Origin of the sequence: Actinomadura napierensis, from assembly GCF_039529375.1 — a bacterium.
GTDB classification, from domain to species: Bacteria; Actinomycetota; Actinomycetes; order Streptosporangiales; family Streptosporangiaceae; genus Spirillospora; species Spirillospora napierensis.
This window is the reverse complement of sequence record NZ_BAAAMR010000113.1, coordinates 17,039-30,725: the sequence shown is the minus strand read 5'-3', so window position 1 is coordinate 30,725 and position 13,687 is coordinate 17,039. Positions and strand designations below refer to the sequence as shown.

Annotated in this window: 12 protein-coding genes; 6 read left to right on the top strand and 6 right to left on the bottom strand. The window is 74.6% G+C overall.

The genetic code is table 11. The features are described 5' to 3' along the window. On the top strand, positions 1-843 hold an 843-nt coding region (locus ABD296_RS40395; protein ID WP_344280497.1), incomplete at its 5' end, for an ROK family protein. Here ABD296_RS40395 and ABD296_RS40390 read toward each other — a convergent pair. From ABD296_RS40390 to ABD296_RS40380, 3 genes are read right to left on the bottom strand one after another with little or no spacing between them, the layout of a single operon-like run. Beyond that, positions 840-2,363: a glycoside hydrolase family 43 protein gene (locus tag ABD296_RS40390; RefSeq protein ID WP_344280494.1), complete on the bottom strand. Its 1,524-nt coding sequence runs from the start codon at positions 2,361-2,363 to the stop codon at positions 840-842. The two genes, ABD296_RS40395 and ABD296_RS40390, sit on opposite strands and share 4 nt — an antisense overlap. After that, positions 2,360-4,681, bottom strand: a complete 2,322-nt coding sequence (locus ABD296_RS40385) for a glycoside hydrolase family 3 N-terminal domain-containing protein (protein ID WP_344280491.1) — start codon at positions 4,679-4,681, stop codon at positions 2,360-2,362. The genes ABD296_RS40390 and ABD296_RS40385 overlap by 4 nt, the downstream gene beginning before the upstream one ends. Then, positions 4,678-5,712, bottom strand: a complete 1,035-nt coding sequence (locus tag ABD296_RS40380; RefSeq protein WP_344280502.1) for a LacI family DNA-binding transcriptional regulator — start codon at positions 5,710-5,712, stop codon at positions 4,678-4,680. Before ABD296_RS40380 ends, ABD296_RS40385 begins: the two co-directional genes overlap by 4 nt. 260 nt (positions 5,713-5,972) lie before the next feature. Here ABD296_RS40380 and ABD296_RS40375 point away from each other — a divergent pair, with 260 nt between their 5' ends. Genes ABD296_RS40375 through ABD296_RS40365 form a run of 3 tightly spaced genes read left to right on the top strand, consistent with a single transcriptional unit; the run spans position 5,973 to position 9,099 of the window. Beyond that, the gene (locus tag ABD296_RS40375; RefSeq protein WP_344280487.1) at positions 5,973-7,271 is read left to right on the top strand and encodes an extracellular solute-binding protein; all 1,299 of its coding nucleotides are present in this window, start codon (positions 5,973-5,975) and stop codon (positions 7,269-7,271) included. Continuing rightward, the gene (locus ABD296_RS40370) at positions 7,268-8,275 is read left to right on the top strand and encodes a carbohydrate ABC transporter permease (protein WP_344280484.1); all 1,008 of its coding nucleotides are present in this window, start codon (positions 7,268-7,270) and stop codon (positions 8,273-8,275) included. Before ABD296_RS40375 ends, ABD296_RS40370 begins: the two co-directional genes overlap by 4 nt. Next, on the top strand, positions 8,272-9,099 hold the full coding sequence (locus ABD296_RS40365; RefSeq protein ID WP_344280480.1) for a carbohydrate ABC transporter permease: 828 nt from the start codon (positions 8,272-8,274) through the stop codon (positions 9,097-9,099). Before ABD296_RS40370 ends, ABD296_RS40365 begins: the two co-directional genes overlap by 4 nt. Positions 9,100-9,103: 4 nt before the next feature. On the opposite strand, the gene ABD296_RS40360 is transcribed toward ABD296_RS40365, so the two are convergent. Then, the gene (locus ABD296_RS40360; protein ID WP_344280477.1) at positions 9,104-9,898 is read right to left on the bottom strand and encodes an alpha/beta fold hydrolase; all 795 of its coding nucleotides are present in this window, start codon (positions 9,896-9,898) and stop codon (positions 9,104-9,106) included. A 44-nt stretch (positions 9,899-9,942) separates the two neighbouring features. On the opposite strand from ABD296_RS40360, the gene dinB reads away from it, so the two are divergent. Next, on the top strand, positions 9,943-11,145 hold the full coding sequence (gene dinB, locus ABD296_RS40355; protein WP_407061567.1) for a DNA polymerase IV: 1,203 nt from the start codon (positions 9,943-9,945) through the stop codon (positions 11,143-11,145). Here dinB and ABD296_RS40350 read toward each other — a convergent pair. Then, positions 11,142-11,972 carry an NAD(P)H-binding protein gene (locus ABD296_RS40350; RefSeq protein WP_344280471.1) on the bottom strand — a complete coding sequence of 277 codons (831 nt, stop codon included), beginning with the start codon at positions 11,970-11,972 and terminating at the stop codon, positions 11,142-11,144. The genes dinB and ABD296_RS40350 overlap by 4 nt on opposite strands. 93 nt (positions 11,973-12,065) lie before the next feature. Between ABD296_RS40350 and ABD296_RS40345 the strand changes: the two genes are divergently transcribed. Continuing rightward, positions 12,066-12,869: a helix-turn-helix transcriptional regulator gene (locus tag ABD296_RS40345; protein ID WP_344280468.1), complete on the top strand. Its 804-nt coding sequence runs from the start codon at positions 12,066-12,068 to the stop codon at positions 12,867-12,869. Here the strand turns inward: ABD296_RS40345 and ABD296_RS40340 are convergent. After that, entirely contained in the window at positions 12,848-13,651 is an 804-nt protein-coding gene (locus ABD296_RS40340; RefSeq protein ID WP_344280466.1) for an SDR family NAD(P)-dependent oxidoreductase, read from the bottom strand. The genes ABD296_RS40345 and ABD296_RS40340 overlap by 22 nt on opposite strands. Positions 13,652-13,687: the final 36 nt, after the last annotated feature.

Sequence of the window (13,687 nt, the reverse complement as noted above, 5' to 3'; positions counted from 1 at the left end):
GCCCCCCCCCCCGCCGCCGCCCCCGCCGCGCTGTCGGCTCTCGCCGCGGAGGTCGTCGGCGCCGTCGCGGGCCAGGGCCTGGCCATCGCCGGCGCCGCCGTCGCGCTGCCCGGCCTGCTCGACCGCGAGCACGGCGTCGTCCGGCACGCCCCCAACCTCGGCTGGACGGACGTCCCCGTCGCCCTGCCGGCCGGCGCCGCCCCGCTGTCCGCCGAGTACGACAACGAGGCGAACCTCGCCGCGCTCGGCGAGCTGTGGTTCGGCGGCGGCACGCGGCTCGGCGACTTCGTGCACGTCTCCGGCGAGATCGGGATCGGCGCCGGCATCGTCGTCGGCGGCGGGGTCTTCCGCGGCGCGCACGGCTTCGCCGGCGAGCTCGGGCATCTGGTCGCGGACCCCTCCGGGCCGGGCTGCCCGTGCGGCGGCCTCGGCTGCCTGGAGCAGATCGCCGGGCAGGAGGCGATGCTGCGCGCCGCCGGGATCCCGCAGGCGAGGACGGTCACCGGCCCGGACGGCTCGGTCGGCGCGCTCCTCGACCGGCTGAACGCCGGCGACGCCGCCGCGCTCGCCGCGGTGGACCGCGCGGGCCGCGCGCTCGGCGGCGCGCTCGCCTCCGTCGTGAACCTCTTCGACCCGGACGCGATCGTCCTCGGCGGGGTGTTCTCGCCGCTCGCCGAGTGGATCCGCCCGCCGCTCGAAGCCGTCCTCGCCGCCGGACCGGGGACGCTGCGCCGCGGCGCCCCGCCGGTCGAGGTGTCCGGCCTGGCCGAGGGCGCCGCCGTCCTCGGCGCCGCCGGGCTCGTCATCGAGCGCGTGATCGCCGACCCGGCGCTCCTGCTCTAGAGCGGGGTGTACTCGAACCAGGCGAAGTCGGCGTGGTTGGCGCTGGGCCGTCCGTTGGAGGTGGCGTAGAGGCCGACGAGGACGCCGGTGAAGCCGCCGGCGACCTGGCTGGTCAGGAAGTCGCCGTCGACGGGGTCGCCCAGCGGCGTCCAGTGCCCCGGCCGGGGCGAGTAGGACGCCTGGTACCAGCGGCCGCGGGCCTCGAACCCGAGCCCGACGACCCCCGGCACGGCCGGCGCCTCGGCCAGGACGGTCATGACTCCCTGCTCCCGCTTGGCCAGGCGCAGTCCCCGCTCCGTCGCGGTCAGCACGATGTGGAAGTCGTTGTTCTGCATGAGCGCGAGCCCGGCCTCCTCGTCGTCGGCGGCCGTGAAGTCGAGGCCGGTGAAGGCGGCGAAGTCCGGGTGCTGCTGCCGCCGTCCGACGAAGGACGGGTTGGCGATGTCGGCGAGGCCGTCCGGGCGCAGGCGCAGCCGCAGGTGCCCGGGGCGGTCGGTCAGGCTCCACCAGCGTTCGCGCGGGGTCCGCAGCATGGTCCAGGACGGGCCGAGCTCGGGTCCGTCGAACTGGTCGCACGCCGGGACGGCCGGCCACGGATGCTCCGGCAGCGACGGTACGGGGAGACTCTCTTCGACCCGGCCGCCGGTGACCGGCCAGCCGTCCTCCCACGTGACCGGGGCCAGGAACGTCTCCCGGCCGAGCGCGCAGCGGTCGCCGTGGTGCGGTCGCATGGCGAGCAGGACCATCCACCACTCGCCGGCCGGCGTCTCCACCAGGTCGGCGTGCCCCGTCCCGACGATCGGGCGGCCGGAGCCGAGGTCTCGGTGGGTCAGCACCGGGTTGCGGGGGTTCCCCTCGTAGGGGCCGGTGACGCGGTCGGCCCGCGCGATCACCACCGCGTGGTCCAGTGCGGTGCCGCCCTCGGCCGTCAGCAGGTAGTACCGTCCGCCGATCCGGTAGAGGTGGGAGCCCTCCGACCAGATTGCGCCCTTCAGCGCCCCGTCCCAGATCACGTGCTCCTCGCCGACGAGGGAGAGGGACGCCGGGTCGAACTCGCGCAGCCAGATCTCGGTGTGCCCGTCGTACCGCCCGGTCGGCCGGGTCCCGGTGCACCAGGCGCGGCCGTCGTCGTCGAAGAACAGCGACGGGTCGATGCCGTCCCCGTCCAGCCGCACCGCCTCCGACCACGGCCCGGACGGGTCGTCGGCCGTCATCACGAAGTGGCCCGACCATTCCGGCCCGTCCACGAGGGTGCAGACCAGGTAGAAGGTGCCGTCGTGGTGCCGCAGCGTGGGCGCGTACAGGCCGCCCGACGCGGGGACGCCGTCCAGCGGCAGCTGCTCGGGCCGGTCGAGCACGTGCCCGATCGGCCGCCAGTGGACCAGGTCGCGGCTGTGGTGGATCGGCAGGCCGGGGAACCATTCGAACGTCGACGTCACGAGGTAGAAGTCGTCGCCGACGCGGCAGATCGACGGGTCGGGGTGGCAGCCGGGCAGCACGGGATTGCGGAACCGCTTCACAGCGGCGTCACCCGTACCGGGACGGTCAGGACGCGGTCCGGGCCCGGTTCGCGGACCGGGCCGTCCAGCGTGAACGAACCGCGCAGCGGCAGGTCGGCACTGGAACGCCCGACGGCGACCTCAATGACCCCGGGTTCGACGATGCGCCGCAGGTCAGGACCGGTGAAGGAAGTCCGGTCGGCGTGCAGCTCGAACTCGACGCGGGCCGCGTCGCCGGGCTCCAACCGGACCCGGGCGAACCCGGCGAGCCAGCGCTCCGGCCGCACCACCGACGCGACCGGGTCGGACAGGTAGAGCTGGACGACCTCCGTCCCCGCGCGTTCCCCGGCGTTGCGGACGACGGCGCCGACCCGGACCGTCCCGCCGGTGCCGGCGCGCTCGTCGACCTGCAGGTCGCTGTACTCGAACCGCGTCCAGGTCAGCCCATGCCCGAACGGGTACAGCGGCGCGGGGTCGACGGCGCTCCAGTCGTGCGGGCCGTCCATCGGTGAGCGCAGGTAGGGGATCGGCGGACCGGACGCGCGGCGCGGCACGCTGATCGGCAGCCGCCCGGACGGCTCGACCCGCCCGGACAGCACCCCGGCGACCGCCGCGCCGCCCTCCTCCCCGGGGAAGAACGCCTGGACGACCGCGGCGGCGCGGTCGGCGATGCCCTCCAGCGCGTAGGGCCGGCCGGTGAACAGCACGACGACGACCGGGGTGCCGGTGTCGAGCACCGCGCGGGCGAGGTCGGCCTGGCGGCCCGGCAGCGCGAGCGTCTCGACGTCGCTGCCCTCCCCGGACGTCCCGCGGCCGAACAGCCCGGCGCGGTCGCCGAGCGCGAGCACGCACACGTCCGCGTCCCGCGCGGCCTCGGCCGCGGCGGCGATGTCGGCGTCGCCGGCGGCCAGCACGTCCGCGCAGGCCTCCGCCCGCACGTCGGCGCCCTCCGCGCGCAGCGCCTCCACCAGGGTCGGGATCTCCACGCCGAGCGGCACGTCCGGATGGCTCCGGCCGACGTGGCTGGGGAAGGTGTAGGCGCCGAGCATCGCGAAGGGGTCGTCGGCCAGCGGCCCGACCACCGCGACGTGTGCGCCGGACGCCAGCGGGAGCACGCCGTCGTTCGCCAGCAGCACCACCGACTCCTCGGCGACGAGCCGTGTGAGCGTCCGGTGCGCCGGCGGATCGAGGTCTGGCGCCGCCTCGCCGGAGGTGGCGGGCGGCCCGTCCAGCAGCCCGAGCTCGGCCTTGAGAGTCAGGACGCGCTCGGCCGCGCGATCGAGCAGTCCCCCCGGGACGGCGCCGCGCCGGACCTCCTCGATCAGCGGCGCGCCGTAGCAGCGGACGGTCGGCAGCTCCATGTCCACCCCGGCGCGCAGCGCGACCGCGGCGGCCTCGCCCTGCGACGCGGCCACGCGGTGGCGGGTCTGCAGGAACGAGATCCCGAAGTAGTCGGCGACGACGACGCCGGTGAAGCCGAGTTCGTCGCGGAGCAGGCCGGTCAGCAGGCGCTCGTCGGCGGCGGCGGGCATGCCGTCCACGTCGGTGTAGGAGTGCATGACCGACCGGGCGCCGCCGTCGCGCAGCGCCATGACGAACGGTTCCACGACGACGTCGGCGAACTCGCGCGGGCCGATCGGCGCGGGCGCCATGTTCCGGCCGGCGCGGGACGCGGAGTAGCCGGCGAAGTGCTTGAGCGTCGCGACGACGCCGGACCGTTCCAGGCCCCGGACGTACGCGGTGCCGAGGACCCCGACGAGATACGGGTCCTCGCCGATGCACTCCTCCGTCCGCCCCCAGCGGGGGTCGCGGACGACGTCGAGCACCGGCGCGAGCCCCTGGTGGACGCCCGCCGCCCGCATCGCCGAGCCGATCGCCGAGGCCATCTCGGCGACCAGGCCGGGGTCGAACGTGGCACCCCACGCGGGCGGGCTCGGGAAGACCGTCGCGCCCCACGTCATGAAGCCGTTCAGGCACTCCTCGTGCGCGATCGCCGGGAGGCCGAACCGGTTGCCGGCGGCGACGCGGCGCTGCAGCTCGGCGAGCCGCGCCGCGCCCTCCGCCGCCGGGACGGGCGTGGTCCCGAACACGCGGGTCAGCTGCCCGAGGCCGCGGCCGAGCACCTCGTCCAGGTCCGGCGCCGTCTCCTGCGAGTCGTCCTCCATCGGAGCGACGGGGTCGCCCGGATCGGCGGGCATCGCCCAGAAGCCGGCGAGCTGCCCGGCCTTCTCCTCCGGCGTCATCCGGGCCAGCAGGTCGGCGACCCGCGCGGCGGCCGGCAGCCCGCGGTCCCGCCAGGGCTCGCGGGCCGCGCGCGCGGCCGGGACGGCTTCGGTCATCGTTCCTCCGTGTGGACCGGCGGGGCGGTGGACGCGCGGACGCGCAGGTCGGTGGCCAGCTCCACGCGCGGGGTCAGCGGCGGCCGACCGTCCAGCAGCTGGAGCAGGGTGCGGGCGGCGACGCGGCCCATCTCCTCCAGCGGCTGCCGGACGGTGGTCAGCGGCGGCGACAGCCACTCGCAGGTCGGCAGGTCGTCGAAGCCGACGACGCTGAGGTCCTCGGGGATGCGCAGGCCGGCGAGCCGGGCCGCCTGGTAGGCGCCCATGGCCTGCTCGTCGCTGCCCGCGAAGATCGCGGTCGGCGGTTCGGGCAGCTCCAGCAGTTCGCGGCTGCGGGCGAAGCCGCCCCGGTGGTGGAAGTCGCCGTAGCGGATCAGGTCCTTGTCGACCTCGATCCCGGCGCGCTCCAGCGCCGTCCGGTAGCCGTCCACGCGGGCCTGCGTGCACAGCATGTCGGCGGGCCCGCCGATCATCCCGATGCGGCGGTGGCCGAGCCCGATCAGGTGCTCGGTGGCCGCGAGCCCGCCCGCCCAGTTGGTGGCGCCGACGCTGGCGATGTCGGTGTCCGGCAGGTTCACCGGGTCGACCAGCACCAGCCCGACGCCGGCCTTCTCCAGCTGGGCGCGCTGGCGGTGCGTCATCCGCGACGTCACCAGGATGACCCCGTCGCTGTGGTGCAGCGCCGGAAGGTTCTGCCAGCTCGGCGGGCGGGCGTCGTCGTCGCGGACGAGCGAGACCACGACCCCGGTGCCGTGCTCGGCGCACTCGGCCTCCACGCCGCGCAGGATCTCCACCGCCCAGGGGCTGTCCAGCCCGGCGAGCACCAGGTCGATCAGCCCGGACCGGCGGGTGCGCCGGGCGACGCCGCCGGGGCCCGGGTAGTGGTGGGTGCGCAGCAGCGCCTCCACCCGCTCGCGGGTCGCGGCGGCGACGTCGGTCCGGCCGTTGAGGACCTTGGACACCGTGGCGGGGGAGACCCCCGCCTCGGCGGCGATGAGGGCCAGCGTCGGCCGGGACGGCGGATCGGGCATCGCGTCGGTGGTGCGCACGGGCACGTTTCTCTCCTCCCCGAGGAAACGATTGCGAACAGTATCGCAATGTTTCGCTCTCTCCTAGTCCGCATGGCAGGAACTCTGACGCGCTGAATGTGGCCAACTGCTCGCGAGGTCTTGACCGGACGGGAGTGCGTTCTTAGAGTTCCACGGCAACGGAGCCTCGAAGAGTTTCGAAATGTTTCGAGCGGATCGCCCTCCGCTCCGGCCGCCGCCCACCCCCCATCCAGGAGACCACCATGGGCATCCCAGACCTGTCGCGCCGCTCGTTCCTCACCGCGGTCTCCGCGGGGGCGGCGGCGGTCGCCGCCGCGCCGCTGCTCGCCGCCTGCGGCGGGGGCGACTCCGGATCGGGCGGCAAGGTCACCATCGAATGGATGGACATCGCCACCACCGAGCCGTCCAAGACGATCTACCCGAAGATCGCCAAGGCCTACGAGGCCGCGCACCCGAACGTCTCGATCAAGCTCACCAACCTGGAGAACGAGGCGTTCAAGTCGAAGATGACCGCGCTGACCGCCTCGGGGAAGCTGCCCGACATCTTCGTGACCTGGGGCGGCGGCGTGCTCAAGCAGCAGATCGACGCCGGCCTGGTCAAGGACCTCACCTCGGACGCCTCCGGCCTGCTGAACACCGTCACCCCGGTGTCGCTGAAGGCCTACCAGTTCGACGGGAAGACCTACGCCGTCCCGTACGACATGGGCATGGTCGGGTTCTGGTACAACAAGCGGCACTTCGAGAAGGCCGGGATCAAGGCGCCTCCCAAGACCTGGGCGGAGTTCCTGGACGACGTCCGCAAGCTCAAGTCCGCCGGCATCACCCCCATCGCGCTCGGCGGCAAGGACAAGTGGCCCGGCATGTACTACTGGGCGTACCTCGCGATGCGCATCGGCGGCATGCCCGCCATGGAGCAGGCCGCCAAGACCAACGACTTCGGCGGGCCCGCGTTCGTCGGCGCCGGGCAGCACCTCAAGGAGCTCGTCGACCTGCAGCCGTTCCAGCCGGGCTTCCAGAACGCCGGGTTCGAGACCCCCGGCGGGGAGGCCGCGACCGTCGGCGCCGGCAAGGCCGCCATGGAGCTGATGGGGCAGTGGGCGCCGGCGGTGGAGAAGGACGCCTCCGGGAAGGGCATCGGCGACGACCAGGGCTGGTTCCCGTTCCCGGCCGTCGACGGCGGGCAGGGCGCCGCCACCGACGTGTTCGGCGGCGGCAACGGGCACTCGCTGAGCAAGGACGCCCCCAAGGAGGCCGCGGACTTCCTCGCCTTCCTCCTCAACAAGGAGAACGAGCGGGAACTCGTCTCCTCCGGCGCGTTCATGCCGGTGGTCAAGGGCGCCGAGAGCACGCTGACCGACCCCAACCGCAAGCAGGTCGCCGAGGCGCTCGGCACCTCCACCGGATTCCAGCTCTACCTCGACCAGGCGTTCCCACCCGCCGTCGGCCAGCAGGTCAACGACAGCGTCGCCGCGCTCATCGGCGGCAAGCAGACGCCCGAGCAGGTCGCGCAGCAGGTGACCAAGGCGGCCAAGAGCCAATGACGGGACCCGGCACCCTGTCCGTCACCACCGGCGACCGGCCGCGGCGCGCCGCGCGGGACCCTCGGGCGGTGCGCCGCCCGAGGGCGCCGCTCGGGCGGCGGCTGCGCGGCTGGACGGCCAGCACCTGGTTCCTGCTGCCGGCCCTGCTGCTGTTCTTCCTGTTCGTCCTGGTCCCGATCGTCCTCGCGCTCTACACGAGCTTCTTCAAGTGGGGCGGCTTCGGCCGGCCGGAGGACTTCGTCGGCCTGGACAACTACCGCAAGCTGTCCGGCGACCCGGTGTTCCGCGGCGACCTGTGGCGCGGCCTGGTGCTGGTCGTGCTGTCGCTCGCCGTCCAGTTGCCGATCGCGCTCGGCACCGCCGTCCTGCTGAACCAGCGGATGCGGGCCCGCGCGGTGTACCGGGCGGTCTTCTTCGCGCCCTACATTCTGTCCGAGGTGATCGCCGGCGTGCTGTTCGGCATCATCTTCCTGCCGGGCAGCGGGCTCGCCGACAAGGTCGTCGGGGGCCTGCCGCTGGTCGGCGGCCTCGCCGGCAAGTGGTTCTCCGACCCCGGCACCGCGCTGCCGACCCTGTTCGCCGTCATGACCTGGAAGTACTTCGGCTTCCACATGATGATCTACCTCGCCGGGCTGCAGGGCGTCCCGTCCGAGGTCCTGGAGGCCGCCTCGATCGACGGGGCCGGGCCGTGGCGGCGGTTCCGCGCCGTCACGCTGCCGCTGCTCGCCCCGACCCTGCGGATCAGCGTGTTCCTGTCCGTCATCGGCTCGATCCAGCTGTTCGACCTCGTGTGGGTCACCACCACCGGCGGGCCGACCAATTCCACGGAGACGATGGCCGTCACCATGTTCCAGTTCGGCTTCAAGCGCTACCAGATGGGCTACGCGAGCGCGATCAGCGTGGCGATGTTCCTCATCAGCATGGTCTTCTCCCTTCTGTACCAGCGTTACGCGCTGCGCCGCGACCTGCAGGGCGCGGTCACCTCCGCGGGAGGCCGGCGATGAGGGCGGGCGCCGCACGGGGCCTGTCCCGGCACGCGCTGGTGTGGATCATCGGCTCCTTCATCGTCGTCCCCCTGCTGTACGCCGTCGTCTCCGGGTTCAAGACCACCGGCGACCTCACCACGGACCCGGTCGGCCTTCCCCACCCGTGGAAGGTGTCGAACTACACCGGCATCCTGACCTCCGGCACGTTCTGGCAGCAGATCGGCAACAGCGTGCTGATCGCGGTCGCCACGACGCTGATCACCGTGGCGGCCGCCGCCCTCGCCGCGTTCGCGTTCGCCCGCTACGCCTTCCGCGGACGGGAGTTCTTCTTCACGCTCTTCGCGATGGGCCTGATGTTCCCGCCGGCGGTGGCGGTGCTGCCGCTGTTCGTCCTGCTGCGCTCGTTCGGGCTGCTCGACAACCCGTTCGGCGTGATCCTGCCGCAGGCCGCGTTCGCGCTGCCCATGACGCTGATCATCCTGCGGTCCTTCTTCCGGACGATCCCCGCCGAGCTGGAGGAGGCCGCCGTCATGGACGGCTGCGGCCGGTTCGGGTTCTTCTGGCGCATCCTGCTGCCGATGGCGCGGCCCGCCCTCGGCACCGTGTCGGTCCTCGCCATCGTGACGAGCTGGAACAACTTCCTCCTCCCGCTGCTCGTGCTCGGCGACCCGAAATGGCAGACGATCCCCGTCGGCATCCAGCAGTTCCAGGGGCAGTACTCGACGAACTACGCGCTGGTCATCGCCTACATCGTGCTGGCGATGATCCCCGCCATCGCGTTCTACTCGGTGGCGGAACGGCAGCTGATCGGCGGCCTGACCGCCGGTGCGACGAAGGGATGACCGCTCACCCCGCGAACGTCGTCAGCGCCTTGACGAACAGGTCCGGATCGGCCGTCATCGCCATGTGCCCCTGCCCCGGCAGCTCCACGACCTCGGCGCCGGTGAGGACGCGGGCCAGCGCGTCCGCCGTCGGCCGCTGGTACGGCGGGCTCGCCTCCCCGACCAGCAGCCGGACGGGCACCCGGATCGGCGCGAACCGCGCGCAGTCCTCGATCCGCGGCACGCTCTCGCTCTCCCGGACGAGCGGCGGCGCGTTGCCCAGGTGCGCCGCCCAGAACCGGCGGGCTCCGCGCAGCGCGTCCACCTGACGCTGCGACAGGCCGATCACGTCGCGGAACACCGTCTCCAGGAGCCGGTCGTAGTCCTCCACGCCTGCGAGCCCGCGGAGCCGCTCCAGCAGTTCGGGGGAGGCGGCCTCGCGCCAGGGCGTCGTGATCGGCGGCTCGTACAGCACGAGCCGCCCGATCGCGTCCGTGGCGACGGCCGCGTAGAGGGAGCACACCGCGCCGTAGGAGTGGCCGACGAGGAAGACGTCCCGCCCGGCCGCCTCGACGACCGCGGCGATGTCCTCGCCCTCGCGCTCGACGGCGTACGGGCCGCCCTCCCGGGCGCTGTGGCCCCGTCCCCGGCGGTCCATCACGTGCACCGTGAAGTGCTCGGCGAGCCGCGGCAGCACCGGCGCCCAGCACCGGCGGTCGACGGCCGCGCCGTGCACGAGCACCATCGGCGGTCCGTCGCCGATCGTCTCGTAGCCGACGACCGTCCCGTCCCTGGACTCGGCGTACCCGACCTCGGTCACGCGGGGAGCGTACCGGCCCAGGTCCGGGACGGGTATGCGAACATATGTTCGTGTCCGGCGCCGCCACGATCCTGCACGCCGACCTGGACGCCTTCTACGCGTCGGTCGAGCAGCGCGACGATCCCGCATTGCGCGGGCGTCCGGTCATCGTCGGCGGCGGTGTGGTGCTGGCGGCCAGCTACGAGGCCAAGGCGCACGGTGTCCGCACCGCGATGAGCGGCGGCCAGGCGCGGCGGCTGTGCCCGGGCGCCGTGGTCGTCCCGCCCCGGATGGACGCCTACGCCGCGGCCAGCAAGGCGGTGTTCGCGCTGTTCCGCGCCACCACGCCGCTCGTCGAGGGCCTGTCGATCGACGAGGCGTTCCTCGACGTGGACGGCCTGCGCCGGATCTCCGGGACGCCCGCCGGGATCGCGGCGCGGCTGCGGCGCCGGGTGGCCGAGGAGGTCGGGCTGCCGATCACCATCGGCGTGGCCCGCACGAAGTTCCTGGCGAAGGTGGCCAGCGGCGTCGCCAAGCCCGACGGGCTCCTCGTGGTCCCGCCGGACGGCGAGCTGGAGTTCCTGCGCCCGCTGCCGGTGCGGCGGCTGTGGGGCGTGGGGCCGGCGACCGCCGCCAAGCTCGCCGGGTACGGTGTGGCCACGGTCGGCCAGGTCGCCGACATGCCGGAGGCGGCGCTGGTGGCGCTGCTCGGCCCCGGCGCCGGGCGCCACCTGCACGCGCTGGCCCGCAACCGGGACCCGCGGCCCGTCCGCACCGGCGTCCGGCGCCGCTCGATGGGCGCCCAGCGCGCGCTCGGCCGGCGGCACCGGACACCCGAGGAGCTGGACGCAATGCTGGTCGGCCTGCTGGACCGGCTCGCCGGGCGGCTGCGCGGCGCGAACCGGGTGTGCCGGACGGTCACGCTGCGGCTCCGGTTCGGCGACTACGCCCGCGCGACCCGCTCGCACACGCTGCCGCAGGCCACGGCCGAGACGGCGGTGCTGCTGGACGCGGCGCGCGTGTTCCTCGGCGCCGCCGCCCCGCTGGTCGCCGAGCGCGGGCTGACGCTGATCGGGGTGTCGCTGGGCTCCTTGCACGACGACCGGGCCGTCCAGCTCGCGCTGCCGTTCGACGCGGGCCTCGCCGCGGACGCCGCCGTCGACGGCGTCCGCGGCCGGTTCGGGTCGTCCGCGATCACCCGGGCCGTGCTGCTGGGCCGCGACCCCGGCATCGCGGTCCCGACGCTGCCCGACGAGCCGCCGGACTAGCGGAAGTCGCCGGCGTGATCGCGGGCCCATGCGGCGAACGTGCGCGCCGCCCGCCCGGTGACCCGCTGGACGTCCCCGGTGACGGGCGGCGGCGCGTCGACGGCCGCGACCGCATGCCGGATCAGCGCCTCGGCGACCTCCGGCGGCCCCCAGCGCGCGAGGTCGCGGCGGTGCTCGTCCAGGTCCTGCCGATCGACGGCGACCGGGCGGCCGATCGCGTCGCCGATCAGCTCCGCCTGCCGCCGGCGGGTCAGCCGCTCCGGCCCGGTGAGCACGGGCGCCGTCCCTTCGTGCCCCGGCTCGGTCAGCGCGCACAAGGCGACCGCGGCGATGTCGGCCTCGTGGATCGGCGCTCCCCACGACTCCGGGAACGGGTCGCGGACCGTGCCGGTCGCGCGGATCGCGTCCGCCCATTGCAGCGCGTTCGTCGCGAAGCCGCCGGGGCGCAGGAACGTCCAGGCGATGCCGGAGTGGGCGAGTGTCTCCTCGGCCTCGCCGTGCAGCCGGGCGATCGGGTCCGTCGACGAGGCGTCGGCGCCCGCCGCCGACAGCAGCACGATGTGCTCGACGCCGGCCGCGCGCGCCCGCTCGGCGAAGCCGCCGAGACCCTGCCGTTCGGCGTAGAGGAAGACGCAGCCGGCACCGTCGAGGGCCGGGCCGAGCGTGCCCGGGTCGGCGAGGTCGGCGCGGAGGACCTCGACGGTGTCGGGGAGATGCGCCGCGGCGGGGTCGCGGCCGGCCGCGCGGACGGGAAGGCCGGCGGCGAGGAGCTGCCGGACGAGGCTGCGCGCGATGTTGCCGCGCGCTCCGGTGACCAAGATCGTCATGCCTCCAGGCTGGTGCCGCGCCGCCTCGGGCGGGTAGGCACGGCCGGGCCTGGGACCGGCGGTACCACCCCGATTGGCGGCATCATGACAGGGATGGACAGGGTGGGGATGGACAGGCGAGAGCTGGCCGGCTTCCTGCGCAGCCGGCGCGACCGGGTCCGGCCGGACGAGGCGGGCTTCGCCGCGGGCGGCCGCCGCCAGACGCCCGGGCTGCGCCGCGAGGAGGTCGCGCTGCTGGCCGGCATCTCGGTGGACTACTACATCCGGATGGAGCAGGGGCGCGGGCCGAGGCCGTCCGCGCAGGTGCTCGCCGCGCTCGGCCGCGCGCTCCGGCTGACCGGCGACGAGACCGGCTACCTGCTCGGCTTCGCCGCGCCGCCGCCCGCGCCCGCCCCGGCGGACGTCCCCGCCAACGTGCTGCGGCTGCTCGACCGTCTGGACGGCGTCCCGGCGATGGTGATCAACGCCTGCTACGACGTGCTGGCGTGGAACCGGATGCTGACCGCGCTGATCGGCGATCTGGGGCAGGCGCCGCCGGAACGGCGCAACACGCTGCGCTGGCTGTTCCGCGGGCCGCTGGAGGGCGCCAAGCTCGAGCTGGCCCGCAGATGCGTCGCCGACCTGCGGGCGAGCGGCCGCTATCCCGGCGATCCGGCCGTGCGCGCGATCGTCGCCGAGCTGTCCGCCGCGAGCCCGGAGTTCGCCGGGATGTGGGCCGCCCGCGAGATCGAGGTGCAGCGGACGATCACCAAGCGCGCCGTCCATCCGGTCGCCGGCGAGCTCGAACTCGACTGCGAGATCCTGCCGGTCCCCGGCGGCGAGCACCGGGTCGTCCTGTATACGGCGGCGCCGGGCAGCGCGTCGGATCGGGGGCTTCAGAAGCTCCGGGGCACCTGAATCCGGCGTGCCGCGGCCCGTGCCGCCAGGCGCCCGATCGCGGGGACCTCCAGCGGCAGCAGCGAGGGGAGCGGGTGGACGCGGCGGCGCTCGCCGCGCTCGATCGCCCGCACGACCGCCCGCGCGGCGGACTCGGGGGAGACCGGCGGGAGCGTGCGCACCGGCCGGCCGCGCCAGGGGAGCAGGCCGACGTCGCGGGCATCGGTGTCGGTGGCGCCCGGGACGTACTCCAGGACGGTGACGTCGGTGCCGCGCAGCTCGTTGCGCATCGTGCGGGTGGCGTGCGCGAGCGCGACCTTCGCCGAGCCGTAGTGGCCGAGCATCGGGACCGGCAGCGCCTGCAGCGTGGACGTGACGTTGACGATCACACCGCCGCCGCGCATCCCGGGCAGCAGCGCGCGGGCCAGTGCGAGCGGCGACCAGAAGTTCGTCTCGAACAGCGCCCGCGCGTCGGCGCCGTCGCCCAGCTCGGCCTGAGCCGCGACGAGCCCCGCGCCCGCGTTGCTGATCAGCACGCGCACGCCGCCCAGCGCCCGCACCGCCGCGCCGGCCAGCGCGGCGGCGGCGCCCGGGTGCGACAGGTCGGCCTCGATCACGTGCGGGCGCGTTCCGCCGCGCGCCGCGATCCGGTCGGCCACGTCGTCCAGCGCGTCTCTCCGGCGTGCCGCGATCGCCAGTCGCGCGCCGCGTCCGGCCAGCGCGAACGCCAAGGCGCGGCCGATCCCGCTGGACGCGCCTGTGAGCAGGACCGGTGCGTCCGCCAGCTCGATCCGGGCCATCATCGCCTCCCGATATTGACTGATTATCAATCAGTTCGA

Bases quoted from the DNA above. Each gene is read 5' to 3' on its own strand.
- ABD296_RS40385 (WP_344280491.1), bottom strand. From the start codon at position 4,681: ATGACCGAAGCCGTCCCGGCCGCGCGCGCGGCCCGCGAGCCCTGGCGG.
- ABD296_RS40380 (WP_344280502.1), bottom strand. From the start codon at position 5,712: ATGCCCGATCCGCCGTCCCGGCCGACGCTGGCCCTCATCGCCGCCGAG.
- ABD296_RS40375 (WP_344280487.1), top strand. From the start codon at position 5,973: ATGGGCATCCCAGACCTGTCGCGCCGCTCGTTCCTCACCGCGGTCTCC.
- ABD296_RS40370 (WP_344280484.1), top strand. From the start codon at position 7,268: ATGACGGGACCCGGCACCCTGTCCGTCACCACCGGCGACCGGCCGCGG.
- ABD296_RS40365 (WP_344280480.1), top strand. From the start codon at position 8,272: ATGAGGGCGGGCGCCGCACGGGGCCTGTCCCGGCACGCGCTGGTGTGG.
- dinB (WP_407061567.1), top strand. From the start codon at position 9,943: ATGTTCGTGTCCGGCGCCGCCACGATCCTGCACGCCGACCTGGACGCC.
- ABD296_RS40350 (WP_344280471.1), bottom strand. From the start codon at position 11,972: ATGACGATCTTGGTCACCGGAGCGCGCGGCAACATCGCGCGCAGCCTC.
- ABD296_RS40345 (WP_344280468.1), top strand. From the start codon at position 12,066: ATGGACAGGGTGGGGATGGACAGGCGAGAGCTGGCCGGCTTCCTGCGC.
- ABD296_RS40340 (WP_344280466.1), bottom strand. From the start codon at position 13,651: ATGATGGCCCGGATCGAGCTGGCGGACGCACCGGTCCTGCTCACAGGC.